Annotated in this window: 18 protein-coding genes and 1 tRNA gene; 4 read left to right on the forward strand and 15 right to left on the reverse strand. The window is 40.5% G+C overall.

The genetic code is table 11. The features are described 5' to 3' along the window. Positions 1-26: 26 nt before the first annotated feature. The 13 genes from rpsO to BLT94_RS04570 all read right to left on the reverse strand — a co-directional run bounded on the left by rpsO (position 27) and on the right by BLT94_RS04570 (position 12,451). A complete protein-coding gene (gene rpsO / locus BLT94_RS04510; RefSeq protein WP_014955989.1) occupies positions 27-296 on the reverse strand; it encodes a 30S ribosomal protein S15 in 270 nt (89 codons plus the stop codon). Between the two features lie 161 nt (positions 297-457). Further along, entirely contained in the window at positions 458-1,363 is a 906-nt protein-coding gene (truB, locus tag BLT94_RS04515) for a tRNA pseudouridine(55) synthase TruB (protein WP_092230880.1), read from the reverse strand. Positions 1,364-1,373: 10 nt separating this feature from the next. Beyond that, on the reverse strand, positions 1,374-1,742 hold the full coding sequence (gene rbfA / locus BLT94_RS04520; protein WP_092230883.1) for a 30S ribosome-binding factor RbfA: 369 nt from the start codon (positions 1,740-1,742) through the stop codon (positions 1,374-1,376). Between the two features lie 7 nt (positions 1,743-1,749). Then, positions 1,750-4,665, reverse strand: a complete 2,916-nt coding sequence (infB, locus tag BLT94_RS04525) for a translation initiation factor IF-2 (protein ID WP_092230886.1) — start codon at positions 4,663-4,665, stop codon at positions 1,750-1,752. Positions 4,666-4,723: 58 nt separating this feature from the next. Beyond that, the gene (nusA, locus tag BLT94_RS04530) at positions 4,724-6,190 is read right to left on the reverse strand and encodes a transcription termination factor NusA (protein WP_092230889.1); all 1,467 of its coding nucleotides are present in this window, start codon (positions 6,188-6,190) and stop codon (positions 4,724-4,726) included. 18 nt (positions 6,191-6,208) lie between these two features. Then, positions 6,209-6,655, reverse strand: a complete 447-nt coding sequence (locus BLT94_RS04535) for a ribosome maturation factor RimP (protein WP_245742943.1) — start codon at positions 6,653-6,655, stop codon at positions 6,209-6,211. 219 nt (positions 6,656-6,874) lie between these two features. Then, positions 6,875-6,950, reverse strand: a tRNA-Gly gene (locus BLT94_RS04540). Between the two features lie 98 nt (positions 6,951-7,048). Further along, positions 7,049-9,523 carry a phenylalanine--tRNA ligase subunit beta gene (gene pheT, locus BLT94_RS04545; protein ID WP_322787261.1) on the reverse strand — a complete coding sequence of 825 codons (2,475 nt, stop codon included), beginning with the start codon at positions 9,521-9,523 and terminating at the stop codon, positions 7,049-7,051. Then, positions 9,489-10,496, reverse strand: a complete 1,008-nt coding sequence (gene pheS, locus BLT94_RS04550) for a phenylalanine--tRNA ligase subunit alpha (RefSeq protein ID WP_092230894.1) — start codon at positions 10,494-10,496, stop codon at positions 9,489-9,491. Before pheS ends, pheT begins: the two co-directional genes overlap by 35 nt. 37 nt (positions 10,497-10,533) lie before the next feature. Further along, complete coding sequence (gene rplT / locus BLT94_RS04555) at positions 10,534-10,887, reverse strand: 50S ribosomal protein L20 (RefSeq protein ID WP_092230896.1); 354 nt, start codon at positions 10,885-10,887, stop codon at positions 10,534-10,536. 90 nt (positions 10,888-10,977) lie between these two features. Further along, positions 10,978-11,175 carry a 50S ribosomal protein L35 gene (gene rpmI / locus BLT94_RS04560; protein WP_092230899.1) on the reverse strand — a complete coding sequence of 66 codons (198 nt, stop codon included), beginning with the start codon at positions 11,173-11,175 and terminating at the stop codon, positions 10,978-10,980. A 128-nt stretch (positions 11,176-11,303) separates the two neighbouring features. After that, positions 11,304-11,825: a translation initiation factor IF-3 gene (infC, locus tag BLT94_RS04565; RefSeq protein WP_092230902.1), complete on the reverse strand. Its 522-nt coding sequence runs from the start codon at positions 11,823-11,825 to the stop codon at positions 11,304-11,306. A 98-nt stretch (positions 11,826-11,923) separates the two neighbouring features. Beyond that, a complete protein-coding gene (locus BLT94_RS04570; RefSeq protein WP_281243343.1) occupies positions 11,924-12,451 on the reverse strand; it encodes a nucleoside deaminase in 528 nt (175 codons plus the stop codon). A gap of 143 nt (positions 12,452-12,594) precedes the next feature. Here BLT94_RS04570 and BLT94_RS04575 point away from each other — a divergent pair, with 143 nt between their 5' ends. Next, positions 12,595-13,713 (forward strand): deoxyguanosinetriphosphate triphosphohydrolase, encoded by a 1,119-nt coding sequence (locus tag BLT94_RS04575; protein WP_092230909.1) that lies wholly within the window; start codon positions 12,595-12,597, stop codon positions 13,711-13,713. A gap of 10 nt (positions 13,714-13,723) precedes the next feature. Then, positions 13,724-14,278 (forward strand): hypothetical protein, encoded by a 555-nt coding sequence (locus BLT94_RS04580; RefSeq protein ID WP_092230912.1) that lies wholly within the window; start codon positions 13,724-13,726, stop codon positions 14,276-14,278. A 24-nt stretch (positions 14,279-14,302) separates the two neighbouring features. Here BLT94_RS04580 and BLT94_RS04585 read toward each other — a convergent pair whose 3' ends face one another. Then, the gene (locus BLT94_RS04585; protein ID WP_092230914.1) at positions 14,303-15,121 is read right to left on the reverse strand and encodes an SDR family NAD(P)-dependent oxidoreductase; all 819 of its coding nucleotides are present in this window, start codon (positions 15,119-15,121) and stop codon (positions 14,303-14,305) included. Positions 15,122-15,127: 6 nt separating this feature from the next. Further along, positions 15,128-15,871 carry a YkgJ family cysteine cluster protein gene (locus BLT94_RS04590; RefSeq protein ID WP_092230916.1) on the reverse strand — a complete coding sequence of 248 codons (744 nt, stop codon included), beginning with the start codon at positions 15,869-15,871 and terminating at the stop codon, positions 15,128-15,130. Positions 15,872-16,279: 408 nt separating this feature from the next. Here BLT94_RS04590 and aprB point away from each other — a divergent pair, with 408 nt between their 5' ends. Beyond that, positions 16,280-16,717 carry an adenylyl-sulfate reductase subunit beta gene (gene aprB, locus BLT94_RS04595; protein ID WP_014955973.1) on the forward strand — a complete coding sequence of 146 codons (438 nt, stop codon included), beginning with the start codon at positions 16,280-16,282 and terminating at the stop codon, positions 16,715-16,717. A 57-nt stretch (positions 16,718-16,774) separates the two neighbouring features. Further along, positions 16,775-18,733 carry an adenylyl-sulfate reductase subunit alpha gene (gene aprA, locus BLT94_RS04600; RefSeq protein ID WP_014955972.1) on the forward strand — a complete coding sequence of 653 codons (1,959 nt, stop codon included), beginning with the start codon at positions 16,775-16,777 and terminating at the stop codon, positions 18,731-18,733. The last annotated feature ends 116 nt before the right edge of the window (positions 18,734-18,849 follow it).

Consider the following 18,849-nt stretch of genomic DNA (forward strand, 5'->3'; position numbering starts at 1 on the left):
TGTCAAAAACCGGCTGTTTGTCATTGTTATCTTCTCAGTCCGAGTCTTTCAATCAAAGAACGGTATCGATTCACATCCTTTTTCTTAACATAATCCAGAAGACTTCTGCGTCTTCCAACAAGGATCAGCAGACCCCGTCGGGAATGATGATCTTTTTTGTGAATTTTAAGATGCTCTGTAAGATAGCTGATACGGTGGGTTAAAATAGCAACCTGCACCTCTGGGGAGCCTGTATCCGACTCGTGGAGTTTGAATTGTTCGATCATTTCTTCTTTGTTTTCTGCTAATAAAACCACTTTAAAACTCCTTTATCTGGAATAAATAAAACTAAAACACGGCATACTTTAATCATCTGATTTTTTTATAATCTTTGATCCAATATTCCATTCAGAAAAAAGAGTTTCAAAAACAGATCAGCATGCCATTACAACCACATATAACCTTGTATGAATATCAGTTAACTTGAAAAAACGCAAGAATAATTATATGTTTGCTGGTTTTCACTCAATTGAATAATCGCCAGAAGATCGTTCTTATCATCTGTTACCCTGATTAATTTATCAGGGTTTTCCAGTGTAATCCCAATATCTTTTTTCAAAAGCTTTTGTCCAAATCGAACCTTTTGGGCAATTGATTTTTCCACCACAGCTTCAGGCAAAAATTCAAGACAATCTGATAAGGAAACAATTCTTTGTTCGGCAGTTATTTTATCTATGCTTTCAAGAGTATCCAATTCAATCGCATCTTCCAGTTTAAATGCGCTGGACTGTGTCCTGCAAAGCCTTGACAGATGGGCACCACATCCAAGCCTTCTGCCGATATCAAATGCAATACTCCTGATATAGGTTCCGGATGAACAAAAAACCTCAATATCAATATAGGGCAATTTAATACTATTTATATGAATATCAAAAATTTCAATTCTACGAGGGGGTTTTTGAATTTTTTTTCCCTGGCGTGCCAGTTTATACAATGGCTGGCCTTCGTGTTTCAAGGCAGAAAAGGCAGGCGGCACCTGATCCTGAATTCCGATAAATGATGTTACAACATCCTCAACATCCCGGATTCTGAGATTGTCCATAACATTCTGCGGTGCTGCATGAACCGTCTCACCTGTCAGATCATAGGTGTCGGTTTCCACACCCAGACAAATCCTTGCACTGTATCTTTTGTGGCCGTCAAGAAAAAATCTGGATATCCGGGTTCCTTGATTAATCCCGCACAGCAGCAATCCTGTGGCAAAAGGATCCAGAGTCCCTGTATGCCCTACCTTTTTTGCTCCCAAGGCCTTTTTAACACGCGCCACCACACGGGCTGAAGATATGCCTTCAGGCTTATTTATCGATAGGATACCACTTTTCATTGGATTTCTTTTATGAGTCTTGTTCGTCTGATTGTCCGGTTGAAGCCGATTTAATAAGTGCATCCATTTTGGCAGCCTTATCAAAGGTATCATCATGAAAAAATCTTAACTCCGGCATGTATTTTAATCCTAATTTCGGAGCAATGCTCTTCTTGATAAAACCTTTGGATTTCTTAAACCCGTTCAGGGCATCCTTGATCCGCTTTTTATCACCAAACACGGCAATATATACATCGGCCACCCGAAGATCAGATGAGAGATTCACACCACTGATCGTGACCATCTCAATCCTTGGGTCCTGCATTTTTTTGCTTAAAAGTTCAGTAATGGCATATTGAATCTCACCGCTGATTCTTTCAGCTCTTGAATAGGGTTTCATTTTTTAATCAATCAGCCTTGTACTTTCTTTCTTCAACTTCATAACACTCAATTGCATCACCCACTTTGATATCATTGTATTTTTCAAGACCGATACCACACTCATAGCCCTGTTCTACTTCTTTAACATCATCCTTAAACCGCCTGAGAGATGACAACTGAGTATCGCACTTGATAATGCCATCCCTTAAAAGCCTTACCTTCTTACCGCGGACCACTTTACCATCTGAAATATGACATCCTGCAATGGTTCCCATCTTCGGCACTACGAAAGTTTCACGAACATCTGCCCGCCCAATAATAATTTCATGAAATGTGGACGGCATCATACCATCCAACGCAGCTTTAATATCATTTATTACATCATAGATAATATCATAAAACCGCATATCAACATGTTCATCCTTGGCAAGTTTTCGAATCTGAGGTGACGGCCGGACATTAAACCCGACAATAATGGCATCAGATACGGCTGCAAGCGCCACATCCGATTCATTAATGGTTCCGGCACCGGAATGAACAATTTTAATCTCCACTTCTTCCTTGGCCAAATCTTTTAACGAATCATTCAAAGCTTCAATAGACCCTTGAACATCAGCTTTAACAATAAGCTTAAGTTCCTTGACTTCGGCAGAACCAAGATTTTCAAACATTTTTTCAAGGTTGGCCCGGCTTTTTTTAGCCAGCTCTTTTGCCCTTTGTTTTTGCATTCTATTGCCGGCAATCTGCTTTGCATCTTTGTCAGATGCAACCGCAATAAACTCATCCCCGGCATCTGGCACACCGCTTAAACCAACGATCTCAACAGGTGTACTCGGACCTGCCGCATCTATCCTGCTTCCAGAATCATCAATCATTGCCCTGATCCGACCGGAATAAAGTCCGCATACAATGGGATCACCATCTCTTAAGGTTCCTTGTTTTACAAGTACCGTAGCGACAGAACCGCGTCCGGTATCCAGCCGTGATTCCACCACATACCCCATGGCTTTTCTGTCCGGATTGGCCTTGAGTTCCAGAACCTCGGACTGCAGCAGAACCATTTCAAGCAGATCATCTATGCCTTCTCCGGTTTTTGCAGACACTTTAACAAAAATAACACTGCCTCCCCACTCCTCTGCGAGCAGATCAAGCTCTGAGAGTTCTCTCATAATTCTGTCAGGATCGGCTCCGGCTTTATCCATTTTGTTGACCGCAACCACAACCGGCACACCCGCTGCTTTTGAATGATTAATAGCTTCTATTGTCTGGGGCATCACTCCGTCATCGGCAGCCACAACAAGGATAACAATATCCGTAACCTGGGCACCTCTTGATCGCATTGCAGTGAAAGCAGCATGACCAGGTGTATCAAGAAAGGTAACTCTTCCGCCATTGGGTGTTTCAACATTATAGGCACCAATATGCTGGGTAATTCCACCTGCTTCACCACTTGTAATTTTAGATTTCCGAATAACATCCAAAAGAGAAGTTTTTCCATGGTCTACATGCCCCATGATTGTAACAACCGGTGCTCGCCCTATCTTTTTATCTTCATCGTCACTATCGGTCTCATGATTGAGAAGGGCCTCTTCCTCAAAAGATGCTTTTTCCACCTCAAAGTCAAATTCCGTTGCGACCAGTGTTGCAGTCTCAAAATCAATGGTCTGATTCACAGTTGCCATAACCCCCAAGGTCATCAATTTGGCAATCATTTCATTTGCCTTGATACCCATACGTTTTGCAAGTTCAGCAAGCTCAATGGCCTCATCAATTTTAATGCGTCTTTTAATGGCTTTAGGTGTGGTAATCTGGGTTTTCTGAAATTTTCCTTTTTTGCCTTTTGCCTCTTTTTTACCGCGTTTTTTTCTGCCACGACCGCTATGATATAAGGCATCTCCCTCGATAACAGATTTTTTCTTGCGCTGTTTTCTTTTCCCGGCAGGTTTATCTTCTCCAAAACCCTCTTTTCTTTTCTCTCTTTTGGGTTTTATCGCATCCATTTCAGCTGAAGCCGGAATAGCAGGTATTGGTGCATTCTTGTCAGGAATTGCTTTAGAAGGTGATGAGACACGGTCTTTCTTTTTAAACAATTTTTTATTTGCAGTCTCTTTCCTGACATCATTTTTCATGTCGACCCGCTTCTTATCTTCTCCAGACGCAGATTTCCTTAAATTTTCAAGTACTGCAGGATCCGCAATTTTGACAATCTTTGCAGGGGTGGATTTTTTCTTTTTCTTCTTCTTTTTGATCTTTTTTTCCGTATCTTCAGCAACAACCGGCTCAACCTCCTGAACGGCAATCTCTTCTACTTCTTTTTTCACAGGAATTTCAAGTTCAGCCTCTATAGGTTTTTCATCTTTTTCAACAACAGGCTCTTCGATCCTGGATATTTTTTCTTCTGCTGAAGGGGGGACTACTTTTTCAGCTTCCGGTTCAGGGATTATTTTTTCTACTTTCGGTTCGGATTTTTCTATGACAACAGGTTTAATAATCTTGGCAGGCTGACTTTTCTTAATCTTTGGCTTTGGTTTATCTTTTTTGAGTTCAGGGTCTGGTATTTCAAACGATTTTTTAAGTCCCAACTCTTCTGGGTCCTCTTTAATGCTTTTTTGCTTGGCATCTGATGATGTTGTGGTTAATTCTTCTTGTACAGATGATTTCTTTTCAGAATCAGTAGCCTGGTTTAATTCTTCTTCCTCTTCCGGTACAACAGTCTCTTCAAGCTTTTGCCTACGCCTGCGAATAACAGATGGTTTCACCTGAACATCGTTCTTTTTTTTATCTTTTCCCAAAAGGCTTCTTTTAATTGCGCTAATAGCACTATCTTCCAGAGAACTCATATGGCTTTTAACTTCAATTTTCAATTCTTTCATTTTATTAAGAAGCGCTCTGTTCGTCATGTTCAGATCTTTAGCTAACTCATATACCCTGACCTTCGCCATATATTGCCCCCAAGTAATACTCTCTTTTTATATTCTTTTTCGCCTGCTACCCGTTATTTTAACTATCTTCACTGCTTTCTGGTTGATCGTCTTCTTCTTCGTCTTCTTCTTCGTCTTCTTCTTCGTCTTCTTCTTCGTCTTCTTCTTCGTCTTCTTCTTCGTCTTCTTCTTCCGCTGTTTGATCTTCCGCTGTTTGATCTTCCGCTGTTTGATCTTCCGCTGTTTGATCTTCCGCTGCTTGATCTTCCGCTGTTTGATCTTCCGCTGCTTGATCTTCTTGTTTTAATTCCTTTTCCAGGATATTTTTTGCCTCTTCAATCATTTCTTTAATTTTGTATTCCTCCAAATCAAGTATTGAAACAATATCTTCGACATCAGCTTCAAATATATCCACAAGAGAAGAATATCCGCCTTTAAAAAGCGTTTCTGCCTGAGACAATCCAACTCCCGTAAGTTTCATCAAACTTTCATAACCTTCTTTTAGTTCCCGGCTATAGTCCTCTTCACTGGTCACTTCCAAATGCCAGCCGGTAATTTCACAGGCAAGAGAAACATTTTGACCGCCTTTGCCTATGGCAATGGAAAGGTATTCATCGCTGACAATAACTTCCATAGATCGGTTATCTTCATCAATAATAACCCTGGCAATCTCGGCAGGTGATAGCGCATTACAGACAAATCTGGCTATATCCGGACTCCATTGAACAATATCAATTTTTTCACCCCTAAGCTCCTGAACAATATTCTGAACCCTGTTTCCCTTCATTCCGACACAGGCTCCAACCGGATCCACATCCGAGTCTATGGAAGATACGGCAACCTTAGCCCTGAGACCGGGAACCCTTGCAGCAGCACGCAGGGTTACAATGCCTTCGGAAACTTCGGGAACTTCGGTTTTAAACAATTCGACTAAAAATTCAGGATGAGTTCTGGATAAAATGATCTGCGCACCCTTTGACTCTTCTAATACATCCAGCACATAGGCCCGAATTCTGTCACCACGCTTATAATTTTCCTTTGGCATCTGATCCCTGGGCCTTAAAATACCTTCTGTCTGCCCGAGATTAACGATAATACTGCCTCTGTCAAACCTTTGCACAATGCCATTGATAATTTTACCCTTTTTATGAAAAAAGTTTTCATAAACAGCGTTTCTTTCAGCCTCTCTCATTTTCTGAATAATAACCTGCTTGGCTGACTGAGCGGCAATTCGACCGAACTCTTCCGTATCAATCTTGATGCCTAAGCTATCACCGATTTCACACTCAGGATCATATTCATATCCGTCCTCAAGAGTAAGCTCACTGTCATGATACTCAACTTCTTCTACAACCTCTTTAAAATGGAAAACCTCAACATCACCCGTTTTATCATCATAGTGAACTTCAATATCAGCTCTGGGTCCGATTTTCTTTCTGGCCGCAGAAATAATGGCCTCTTTCAGAGTATTAATAAGAACTTCCGGTTCAATACCCTTTTCACGGCTTACCTGATCAATAACCCTTTTAATATCTGTGATAAACATTATTAAGCGCTCTCCATATTACTGACCTGCAAGTATTGCTTTGCAGATCAAATGATCTGATATCTCAATGCTTCTCCCATCAACAGCAATAACAACAGAATCATTATTAATTATTTCAAGAATTCCGGTAAATTTTCTTCGGTTCTCAATCAAATCGCTTGTTTCTATCCTTACCCTCTCACCCTTGAAACGATGAAAATCTTCTTTTTTATTCAACGGCCTATTTGGTCCTGGAGAAGAAACTTCAAGCCTGTAACTGGGCATATCCTCTATCTGAACATCAATTAAATCCCCAAGCTGGCGGCTGACATAAACACAATCATCCAAGGTGATCCCGCCAGGTTTATCTACAAAGAGACGGACAATATTTTCCCGAGTACTCTTAACAACTTCGACATGAACAAGCTCAAAATTTTCAGCCTGACATAATGGCTGCGCTACTTTTTTAATTTTTTCAATCAACATGCTATTGACTTTCTTCTGCCTGACATCCATATACAGCTTTGAACATCTGCTTTTATTGCGTCCTCAAATACAAAAACGGGCAGATGCCCGTTCCTGGTACGACACTAACAAAACCTTCGCCAAAAAAAACTACCAGAGGGGTCAGGTTATATCTTATCTCATCTTAGGCATTAACTCCAATACATGGAACAAATCTGCCATCCCAAATCTCAATAAAGATGGAGCGGGCAACGAGACTCGAACTCGCGACATCAAGCTTGGGAAGCTTGCACTCTACCAGCTGAGTTATACCCGCATTAGCGGATTAATATAACAACCCCTATTGGTTTTGTCAATAATACTTTTTAATCAAACGATCAAAATTTAAAAGAATTATAATTATCCTCTTTAAAACTAATCCGGCAAATCTGCATCAAACCGATCAATAAGGGTTTTTGAGATATCAGTGTGCAGCTTTTTAATATTTTTTTCTTTTAGGGTTTTGTTTGAAGATCTGTAAACCAACCTGAAAGACAATGATTTCTTACCCTCAGATAGCGGCTGACCTTCAAAAGTATCAAAAAGAAATACTTTTTCAATCAAAGATTGCTTTTCAGCAATGGACTCAATTTGTTTAAGGATCTCCCCAACAGCCACAGCACTGTCTACAATAATGGTAATATCCCTTGAAAGTGAAGGAAAACGAGGAAGCGGCTTAGCAATAACAGCCTCAGGAAGAAGATCCTGTATAGCGCTTAAATTGAAATCAAAAACAAATGCATCCTGCTTCAATCCATAATTTTTTAAAACTTTTTCATCAATCTTTCCAAGCGTACCAATAATACTATCGCCCGACTTGACAAAAGCTGCATACCCTTTTTTATAATACGGACAGGTATTATCTTCAAGTTTTTCAAAAACCCTGTCCTTGATCATAAGAGCATCAAGAAACCCTTCAACCACACCCTTTAAATCAAAAAAATCAACTTCACTTTTTTTTGAATGCCAGGTTTGATCAGTTCGGTTGCCTGTTACCAAGCCTGCTATCATTTCTTGCTCTTCAGGCAACAATCCTTTTTGTGTGGCATAAAAAACCTTGCCGATCTCAAAAACCTTTAACGTAACTGTCTGCTGAGAAATATTTTTTTTCATTGTCTCAAAAAGCCCTGGAATCATAGAACTTCTCAAAACAGACATCTGGTCTGAAATCGGGTTTAAAATTGTTTCAACCTGCCGTCTTCGATCACCTTCAGACAAATTCAACCTGTCACAAAAATTTTCATTGATAAAATTATAGTTGATGGCTTCAAAAAAAGAAAATCCGATTATTATCTGCCTGATCTTTTCCCTGAGAATGACTTTTGGGTCCAACAGTTTTCCTTTGGCCGGAACCAGAGGAAAACGGGTCTCAATATTATTATAACCCCATAACCTGGCCACCTCTTCGGAAAGATCTTCAGGCCGGGTAACATCCACCCTGAAACTAGGCACCCCAACTTTAAGCCGGACATCTTCTATCTTTTCGATATCAAATCCCACTGACTCCAGAATTTCACCAATGGCATCTGCGGTCAAATCCGTTCCCAATCGAATATTCAAGGCGTTCGTATTCAAGTCAATTGCCAGCGGAACAAAATTTTGCGGATACTCATCAATAATATCTTTAGCAATTTTAGCATCACAAATTTGGGCCATCAGGGAAACCGCCCTGTTTAATGCATTAACAGTTCCCTCAGGATCAATTCCACGCTCAAATCGATGAGATGCATCAGTGGCAATACCGGTTTTCTTTGCAGTTTTTCTTATGGAAACAGGATTAAAATATGCGCTTTCCACAAGCACCCGGGTCGTAGAATCTGAAATCTCGGAATTTTCACCTCCCATTACCCCGGCAAGCGCCACTGCTCTTTGCCCATCACAAATCATAAGCATATCAGATTCAAGCTTATGACTTTTGCTGTCAAGAGTAACAAAATCAGTATCATCTCCCGCCCTTCTAACAATGATTTCACCTTTTGAAACCTCATCAAAATCAAATGCGTGAAGGGGCTGACCAGTCTCCATCATAACAAAATTTGTAATATCTACCACATTATTGATTGGCTCAAGACCTATGGATTCGAGCCTTTCTTGTAACCAGAAAGGAGAAGGTGCAATTTTAACATCAAACAACAGACCTGCTGAGTATCTTGGACAAAGATCAGAATCAATTATCCGGACTTTTGCATAATCGTGAATGGATTCGTTAATAACCCTATCTGCCGGCAATGTATAATCCGGAAGCATCACCTTTTGCCTTGGTTCCACAAAAGCCCCTACTTCACGGGCAACACCGATCACACCAAGACAATCCGGTCTATTGGGGGTTAAATCAATTTCAAATACTGTATCAGACAATTTCAAGGCTTCTTCAAGAGGCGTTCCTGCAAAAAATTCACCCTCAAGATCCATAATCCCGGATGTATCCGAATTAAGCCTCAATTCAGCTGCACTGCACAACATTCCCTGGGAAACTTCGCCTCTAAGCTTACCTTTTTTTATTTTCAGATCTCCGGGAAGCACAGCGCCGGGAAGCGCGCACGGCACAAACATACCCTCTCTTACATTGGGGGCACCACAGACAACTTGAATCAGCTCGTCACCACCGGCATCAACCTGGCAGACAGACAGTTTGTCTGCATTAGGATGTTTCTCAACCGCATTAACCTTAGCTACAACAATATGGTCAAGGTATTCATATCTATCTTCCACTGAATCAACCTCAAGACCAGCCATGGTAAGCTTTTCAGAGATCAAGGAAGGCTCAAGGTCAACAGAAATATACTCTTTTAACCAGCTTAAACTGACTTTCATATTAAAACTGCCCCAGAAAACGGATATCGTTTTCATAAAATTTTCTTATATCATCAATACCATATTTGAGCATGGCCATACGCTCAATGCCAATGCCGAAAGCAAACCCGGTATACTTGTCCGTATCATACCCGACATTTTCAAAGACAGCCGGATGAACCATTCCGGAACCCAGCACTTCAAGCCAACCTGTTTTTGAACAAATTCGGCAACCCTCTCCCTTGCACATGACACAACGGATATCCACTTCAGCACTTGGTTCGGTAAACGGGAAAAAACTGGGTCTGAACCTTAAAGAGGTTTCTTTGTCAAAAAATTGATGAACAAAGGTGGTCAAAATCCCTTTTAAATCCCCAAAAGAAATATTTTTATCCACCATAAGACCTTCGATCTGATAAAACATAGGTGTATGAGTGATATCCGAATCACATCTAAACACCTTTCCAGGTGAAATAATTCTCACCGGTGGCTGGGTACTTTCCATTACGCGCGGCTGTGACGGAGAAGTGTGTGTTCTCAAGACAATATTTTCCGACACATAAAATGTGTCCTGCATATCTCTGGCAGGATGATATTTAGGGATATTTAAGGCCTCAAAATTATAGTAATCCGTTTCAACTTCCGGACTTTCTGCAATATCAAACCCAAGTCTTAAAAAAATATCACTAATCTCTTTGGCCACCTGAGTGATCGGATGAAAAGAACCCCGTTGAGCCGGTCGCCCCGGCAGAGTCACATCAATACCTGTCCACCCCGCAGCATCAACTGCCTCAAGCCTTGAAAGAGCTTCCTTAAATGCAGCCTCAAGCTTTCCTTTAAGAATATTAGCATTTTTACCGGCACTGGGACGTTCATCATCAGGAAGCGAAGAAATGTTCCTTAAAAATTTAGTGAGTACACCCTTTCTGCCAAGATATTTAATGGAAAGCTGCTCAAGCTGATCAGGATCACCTGCCTGCTCTATACTTTCAAAGGCTTCTTTCTCAATATCAATAATATTGTTTTGCAAAACACCCCCACAAATAGTCTAATCTAATTAAACTGGTCTAATTAAACTGAGCACTGGCCTGTGAGGCCAATTGAGAAAAACCCGCCGGATCAGAAATTGCAAGATCAGCCAATACCTTACGATCCAACTCACTGCCTACCAATTTAAGACCATTTATAAACTTGCTGTATGACAGATCATTGATCCTGGCCGCCGCATTAATTCGAACTATCCAAAGTTTTCTAAATTCTCTTTTGCGAACCCTTCTATCCCTGTACGCATACATCAACGCCTTATCAACGGCATCCGCTGCTGTGCGGTATAACTTACTTCTTCCGCCCCTAAACCCTTTTGCAAGTTTAAGTACTTTATTTCTGCGTCTTCTGGCTTTAAATCCTCTTTTGACTCTCATTTTGTCAAACTCCTCGATTCTTAATCGTATTCTTTTAAATCAAATGCTTCAATATTTTAATCCGGATATTATCCATACATCAAAGATGATCTATCCATTGGGCAATAAACGCCTGACTTCCTGCATATTATCCTGATCAACCATCTGATCCAGCCTGAAAGACCTTTTTCTTTTAGTGCTTTTCTTGGTTAAAATATGGCTGGAGTGGGATTTTCGAAATTTATATTTCCCTGACCCTGTTTTCTTAAACCGCTTTGCTGCCGCTCTGCATGTCTTAATTTTAGGCATTTTATTTTCTCCTGTATTACATTTTCTAAAAAGAGATGGTGATATACAGGCAAAAAGCACAATATATCACCATACATTTATTATGTATTTTTAAGCAATCCTGCTATTATTGTTGTATGGAATTTAGATTATTTAGGTCCCAAAAGCATTGTAATGACACGGCCTTCAAACTTTGGATACTGCTCGACTTGCGCGAACGTATCAGTCAGGGCGACAATTCTATTCAGAACCTTATTGGCCTGTTCTTTAAGCATAAATTCCCTGCCTCTGAAAACCAGCGTAATTTTAACTTTATCATTTTTACTGATAAACTTCTCAATATGCTTAACCTTGGTTTCAAGATCATGGTCATTTGTTTTCGGCCGTACTTTTATTTCCTTAATCTGAGTACTTTTCTGTTTGCGTTTAGCCTCCTGCTTTTTTTTAGTCTGCTCATACTTAAATTTTCCAAAATCCATTATTTTGCAGACGGGCGGTTTTGCATCCGGTGAAACCTCAACCAAATCAAGAGAATCTTCACCCGCAACCCTTAAGGCCTCTTCAATAGGTATAATCCCTATCTGGGTGCCATCAGCGCCTATAACACGAACCTGACTAGCCCGGATCCCCTTATTCACACATGTCTGATCCTGCCTTCCTCGCTTAGATATTCTACACCTCCTGCGTTTACACGACTCTAAATTATCTACAATACAACAAGTATAACCTTGCTATTATAATAGTTTGCCTCAAAAAATACAAGCCTTATTTATTTTAACAATTCTTCTTTTTTCTGCTCAAAGGTATATGTTTCCAAATAACTGTTCTTCCAATATAAATTAGTCTCTTTATTAAAAAAATTAGAAAAAAGATCAAGACTTTTTTCGCGCAATACCCCAGAGACAATATCAATGCCGCACTTTTTATACAAGGGCGGCAGTTTTTTTAAATCACAGGTTGTCCCGCCCCCCATGGGATCTTCATAAGCGTATACAATTTTTTTTATACCGGACAGGATAATGGCACCAAAGCACATCAGGCAGGGTTCCATGGTACAAAAAAGAATGGATCGTTCAGGGTCAAATTGAGTGCCAATGTTTTCAAGCTTTTTCAATGCTCTTATTTCAGCATGGTCTATCTCACTGAAAAATGCCCGATCCAAAGTTGTCCCCTGCCTTGAACCGATTGCTATCACTTTTTCATCCTGCACAATAACACACCCAACCGGGAACTCACCCCTGTCAAATGCCATTTGGGCTTGTTCCAATGCCAACCCCATGTAATGTTCGTACTCCAATTTAAACAATCCCCTCTCAGCTGAATAAACCTTTACAAAACAGATTCCATATGAGCAAGTAGACTTCAAGTGTTGTATTCAACTTGCTTTTTTCAATTAAACCTGTATTGTATTAGATTTCAATAAATATTCAATAGTATTTTATGGAAGCAAAAAAGAAAACATATATAAAAAAAAATTCCCCGGATAATCAGCTGACTGAAAATCTTACTATCAGGGAACGATTTCAAATCAGGGAAAAAAGCTTTCTTTCCGAATATGGGACTCTGAGTACCAATGCAAAAAGACGAAACCAGGAAGCAACCACCTGCAATATCAGAACACCTTTCCAGCTTGACAGGGACAGAATCGTCTATTCAAATTCTTTCAGGCGATTGAAACACAAAACACAGGTTTTCCTTTCTCCTTTGGGTGATCATTATAGAACCCGACTAACTCATACGCTTGAAGTATCTGAAATTTCAAGAAATATTGCTCGTGCCATGCGCCTTAATGAAGATCTTGCCGAAGCAATTGCTCTGGGTCATGACATAGGGCACACACCATTTGGTCATGGTGGAGAAACCGCCTTAATCGAGGTCTATTCTTCTCATTTTTCACACTCGGATCAAAGCTTAAGAGTGGTGGATTCTCTTGAAAATAGAGGAAAAGGCCTCAACCTGACCAGAGAAGTCAGGGACGGCATCCTCAAACATTCCAAAGGGTTTGGCAATATCATTCCAACAACCCCCGGTGAGACAGCCATTACAATCGAAGGAAGAATTGTCCGGATAGCGGATATAATTGCTTATTTAAACCATGACCTGGATGACGCCTTAAGAGGTAAAGTCATCTCTTCAACAGATATTCCCGACATCTGTATAAAAAAACTGGGCAAAACACATTCCCAGAGAGCCAGTATTATGATTGAGCAATTGGTTTACAACAGTGGCCCGAAAAATGACAAATTAATCCTTGATATGGGCAAAGACACCTTTCATGCCATGACAATATTACGCAAATTTTTATATGAAAAAGTATATAGATCACCTGCAGTTCACAATGAATTTATAAAGGCTAAAAAGGTTATTATTGATCTTTATAATTATTTTTTAAATAGTCCTGACGCACTGCAAAAAGAGCTGGAAAAAATGGAAATGGCCCCATGGGATTCTTCAAAAAATCCCCTTAAAAGATCTGTATGTGATGTGATAGCCAGCATGACCGACCGCTATGCCATGAACCTGTATACCAAAGTTTTTTTCCCTAAACCCTTAGTCTGATTGACAAACCATGACAAAACCATCTTTTAGCTCCCTTGCAGCCCTCTATAATGCCATGGATAAAACCTGGAACAACATTGCTGCCGAATATCATTTTGAATGCAACGGCTGTAAGGATAATTGTTGTAAATCTTTATTTTTCCACCATACTTATATAGAACAGGCCTATTTACGACATGGATTTAATCAACTGAGCCAAAACAATAAAAGAAATATTTTAAGCCGTGCAAAAAACTATTGCAAAAAAACTTTCCATCAAAACTCTGAGATTAAAAGCCTGAAAATCATGTGCCCGGCAAATGAAGACGGCCACTGCCTTCTATACCCTTACAGACCAATGATTTGCAGACTTCACGGTCTGCCCCATGAATTAAACAGGCCCGGCTTTAAAACCCTCATCAGCACCGGTTGCAGCGCAGGGGTGTTTGATGACAAACCCTACATAAAATTTGACAGAACCCCTTTTTATCAGCAAATGGCCCAAATTGAGATAGTGTTTCGCAGGAACTTAAACAAAACAGGCAAAATAAAAGAGACCGTCGCTCAAATATTACTCAAACAATAAGTTTTATTCTCTCGGCATAATAAATCAAACAATTCCCTTGGGCATCGGAGGTATTTTTTCCCCGGCAAGCACATATCCGCCATCAAGCCTCAAGATGCTTCCGGTCATATAAGGGGCGTCTTTGATAATAAACAGACAGGCCTTTACGACATCCTCAACACATCCTGTTCGATTCAACAGGATGTGATCAATTAAAGACCGCTTTTCATCAGTTGTAAGAACCTCTTGCCATCCTCGGGTGCCTCGGGCATGCCGCGTATCAAAGACTCCCAGCATAATTTCATTTACCCGAATATTAGGCGCACCCAGGCGAGCCCAGGTTTCAGTAAAAGAAGAAATCCCTTTATTGGCAGCAGCATACCCGTCATTAAAAACCAGTGCAGCAGGACCGGAGCGCCCCACCATACCTGCGATAGAAGATATATTAATAACCACCGCCTCTTTTGCATTTTTCAAAAGATCAAAAACAGACTCAAATACCCACCGTTTTGCCTTAAGTGTGGTTTCAATTTCAAGATCCCATTGATCTTCGGTGTATTCACCATGAACAACAGGCCATCCACCTCTCTCTATATTATTAACAAGGATATCCAGACGACCATATTTTTCCTTGATATGGGATGCCAGTCTTTTTATATCCTTAACACTTCTCAAATCAGTCGTAATGATCAAATGCTCCGAGTTCGATGATAAAAAATCATTCTCCATACTCTCAAATTCGTCTTCCCAGTCATGCCGAGTCAATACCAATGCCGCCCCCTGCTTTGCAAGGGCAAGCCCAATACCCTTTCCAATACCCTTAACCGCCCCAAGAACAAGGGCAACTTTTCCTTTAATCTGCATTAAAATTTATTCTCCAAATGCCATCTCAATGCCAAAAAGCATTGTTTTCACCCATTTGATGCCAAAATCCAGCAACGCCTCATCATCGGCCTTTATTTTTTTTAAAACATCCTCTGGAATATTGAATTGTGCCAAAAGATCTTTTTCAATGATCTCTTTGCGGAACTCATCCAGATCATATAAGGCCAGGTAAAATTTATCGGATTGAGCCCCCTCAAGCTTGCCTGGAATAATCCTGTTTTTCAGACTGATCAATTCCATGAGCTTGTCATTTTCTTTGTTGTGTTTGTCAACTTCCTGACCTTTCAACCATTGTTCAACCGTCTTACCGGTCTGTCTGCCAAACCCTTTGCAATGCGGCTCTTCAATCAAAGCAAAGTATTGTGTAATCAATCCTGTTTCCCTTGACCGTGCAATAGCCCTCGCCAAAGGGTACATGCGGCATGATGCAGGCCTGTCAACATAAACAGAACATCCTTCAGGTGTGACAAAAGGGCATTCATACCCTGCGTCCGGGTTGGGTTTAAATTCAATTACCGGCAAACCTGATTCAGGCCCATAATGAAGAGCGGCATAGGTCTTTAAAAAATCTTGCGAGGAGATTCCAAGATTATTTTTCAGCCGTAAAATATCATAGGGTGTCAATGCCTGATTCAGATCACGGCAACAGTCATTAAAGCACTCGTTTGTAAAATCACAATCAAACTCCATTAAATTTTGAAGGCTTATCGGTATCATATCTTCTGCCATTTTTATTTCCTTTTGTCTGTAAAATGTAGATTTATACGCCATCTAAATTATCAGGATTTTTTTTATATTTCCAGTTTCTTTTTACTCAAAACCCAACACTATATATTGTGTGATACCACGACAAGACTTAGTACATATTGTTATCATATGAACAAACAAAAACAATCAAAAAATTGAACAAATCTTTTTTGAAAATTTCTTGACAAAAAGACCGAGAGAGTGCTATTTCGATAACATTTATGCAAAGCTTGGATCAGTATGTGTTTATACTTCTTCTGGTTCTTAAGCTGGCTTAAGGAATGACCAGGCCCGACAAGTTAAGAAATATGGCCTGTTTTATTGAAATAAAATTTAGTAGCACAACGTTATTGTGCGTTTTGATTAACTTAAATTATGGAGGTATTTTAAATGCCATCTTTTGTAATTGCAGAAAAATGTGACGGCTGCAAAGGTGGGGACAAAACAGCATGCATGTACATCTGTCCCAATGACCTGATGGTTCTTGATCCTAATGAAATGAAAGCATATAACCAGGAACCCGATCAGTGCTGGGAATGCTTTTCATGTGTAAAAATCTGTCCTTCCCAGGCAATAGAAGTCAGAGGATATTCTGACTTTGTACCCATGGGAGGTTCTACTGTTCCTATGATGGGAACTGAAGATGTTATGTGGACATGTAAATTCAGAAACGGCGTTGTAAAACGCTTTAAGTTCCCAATCAGAACTACTCCCGAAGGTGAAGCAAATGATTATGCTGACCTTAAAGGTAAAGATCTTGACAGTGGACTTCTTTCTACACAGGAAGCAGACGGTTATGTACTTGTAGCTCCAACTGAGCTGGCATAATTTTTTTACTGTCATCCATTTAATTTGATACTTTATATATAATTTTGGAGGTATATAATGGCATTACCTAATAAGCCTATTGGAGAACTTAAAGCTGTAAGAGACCCAGAGGTTGAGAAAAGAGATGTTGATGTTCTGATCGTTGGCGGCGGTATGGCTGCTTGCGGAACAGCATTTGAAATTAAAAAATGGGCAAGCGACGACACAAAAATTCTTCTTTGTGACAAAGCAGCCCTTGAAAGATCAGGCGCAGTAGCCCAGGGTCTTTCTGCTATCAATACATATATTGGCGAAAACAAACCAGAAGATTACGTTCGTATGGTCAGAAACGACCTTATGGGTATTGTACGTGAAGATTTGATCTTTGACCTTGGTCGTCATGTTGATGATTCCGTACATCTTTTCGAAGAATGGGGACTCCCTGTTTGGAAAAAAACCGATGATGGAAAAAACCTTGACGGAAAAAAAGGTCTGAAATCCGGTTCCCTTAAAAGCGGAGCCACTCCGGTTCGTACTGGTAAATGGCAGATCATGATCAATGGTGAATCTTACAAAAGAATCGTTGCTGAAGCCGGTAAAAAAGCCCTTGGCGAAGAGAACATCATTGAAAGATGTTTCATTGTTGAACTGCTCAATGACAAAGATGATCCTACAAAAATAGCTGGTGCGGTTGGTTTTTCCGTACGTGAAAATAAGGTTTATATCATCAGTGCCAAAACTATCATGGTAGCTTGTGGTGGTGCTGTTAACGTTTACCAGCCACGTTCAGTTGGTGAGGGTAAAGGTCGTGCCTGGTATCCTGTCTGGAATGCAGGTTCCACTTATACAATGGCTGTTAGAGCAGGTGCTGAACTTTCCATGATGGAAAACCGTTTCACCCCTGCCCGTTTTAAAGATGGTTACGGCCCTGTTGGTGCTTGGTTCCTTCTTTTTAAAGCTCAGACTGTTAATGGTCTTGGTGAGAACTATGCTGCTTCCGACCATGCTAAAGCAGAACTTGAAAAATATGCTCCTTATGGAACTGCTGCTGTTACACCAACTTGCCTGAGAAACCATCTCATGATGACAGAATACAAAGAAGGCCGTGGCCCAATCATCATGAAAACTTCTGATGCACTTGCCAAACTTGGCGAGACCATGAGCAAAAAAGAACTCAAACATCTTGAGTCAGAAGCTTGGGAAGATTTCCTTGACATGTCAGTTGGTCAGGCAGGTCTCTGGTGCGCAACAAATACTGAGCCTGAGAAAAAAGACTCTGAAATCATGCCTACCGAACCGTATCTCTTAGGTTCTCATTCAGGTTGCTGCGGTATCTGGTGTTCAGGTCCTAACGAAGACTGGGTTCCTGATGATTACAAATGGGGTTACAACAGAATGACGACCGTCAAAGGTTTGTTTACAGCTGGTGACGGTGTTGGTTGTTCCGGTCATAAATTCTCCTCCGGTTCTCATGCTGAAGGCCGTATTTGTGCAAAAGAAATGGTCAGATACCTCAGAGACAATCCTGATGCTGTAAGTTTCAAAGAAACTGATCAGGAACTGGTTGATATGGTTTACAAACCTGTCAGAACTTATCTTGACAATTGCACATATACAACAGATGAAACAGTTAACCCGAACTATTGCAAACCGGCCGGTATGGCAATGCGTCTGATGAAGATGACCAATGAGTATGGTGGTGGTACAGCTACTTACTACATGACTGGTGGAAAAGCTCTTGAAATCCTCATGGAGAACTTTCAAATGTTCCGTGAAGATCTTGAAAAAATTGCTGCCGGTGACCTTCATGAACTTATGAGAGCATGGGAAATTAACCATCGCCTCTACACAGTTGAGGCTCATACCCGTCACATCCAGTTCCGTGAAGAATCAAGATACCCTGGTTTCTACTACAGAGGTGACTTCATGGGTCAAAATGATGAAGAATGGTTCTGCTTTACCAACTCATCATACAACAAAGAAACCAATGAATGGTCTCTGAAAAAAGTACCGTATGTTAAGATTATTTCAGACTAGTGCTTAAAAATAAATCTTAAAGTACGTTCTTAGAATAATAACCTCCAGGTGCTGCTTTACTAGTGCCTGGGGGTTTTTAAGATTATGACGGTTTTTGGCCTTCTTCCTGTCTCCTC

This window comes from Desulfobacula phenolica (assembly GCF_900105645.1).
GTDB classification, from domain to species: Bacteria; Desulfobacterota; Desulfobacteria; order Desulfobacterales; family Desulfobacteraceae; genus Desulfobacula; species Desulfobacula toluolica.

Excerpts from the sequence above, each read along its gene's own strand:
- rbfA (WP_092230883.1), bottom strand. The coding sequence starts at position 1,742 with ATGAAACCCTATTCAAGAGCTGAAAGAATCAGCGGTGAGATTCAATAT.
- BLT94_RS04590 (WP_092230916.1), bottom strand. The coding sequence starts at position 15,871 with ATGGCAGAAGATATGATACCGATAAGCCTTCAAAATTTAATGGAGTTT.
- aprB (WP_014955973.1), top strand. The coding sequence starts at position 16,280 with ATGCCATCTTTTGTAATTGCAGAAAAATGTGACGGCTGCAAAGGTGGG.
- truB (WP_092230880.1), bottom strand. The coding sequence starts at position 1,363 with ATGAAAAGTGGTATCCTATCGATAAATAAGCCTGAAGGCATATCTTCA.
- BLT94_RS04585 (WP_092230914.1), bottom strand. The coding sequence starts at position 15,121 with ATGCAGATTAAAGGAAAAGTTGCCCTTGTTCTTGGGGCGGTTAAGGGT.
- rplT (WP_092230896.1), bottom strand. The coding sequence starts at position 10,887 with ATGAGAGTCAAAAGAGGATTTAAAGCCAGAAGACGCAGAAATAAAGTA.
- BLT94_RS04580 (WP_092230912.1), top strand. The coding sequence starts at position 13,724 with ATGACAAAACCATCTTTTAGCTCCCTTGCAGCCCTCTATAATGCCATG.
- aprA (WP_014955972.1), top strand. The coding sequence starts at position 16,775 with ATGGCATTACCTAATAAGCCTATTGGAGAACTTAAAGCTGTAAGAGAC.
- infB (WP_092230886.1), bottom strand. The coding sequence starts at position 4,665 with ATGGCGAAGGTCAGGGTATATGAGTTAGCTAAAGATCTGAACATGACG.
- rpmI (WP_092230899.1), bottom strand. The coding sequence starts at position 11,175 with ATGCCTAAAATTAAGACATGCAGAGCGGCAGCAAAGCGGTTTAAGAAA.
- nusA (WP_092230889.1), bottom strand. The coding sequence starts at position 6,190 with ATGTTTATCACAGATATTAAAAGGGTTATTGATCAGGTAAGCCGTGAA.
- BLT94_RS04535 (WP_245742943.1), bottom strand. The coding sequence starts at position 6,655 with ATGTTGATTGAAAAAATTAAAAAAGTAGCGCAGCCATTATGTCAGGCT.
- pheT (WP_322787261.1), bottom strand. The coding sequence starts at position 9,523 with ATGAAAACGATATCCGTTTTCTGGGGCAGTTTTAATATGAAAGTCAGT.
- BLT94_RS04575 (WP_092230909.1), top strand. The coding sequence starts at position 12,595 with ATGGAAGCAAAAAAGAAAACATATATAAAAAAAAATTCCCCGGATAAT.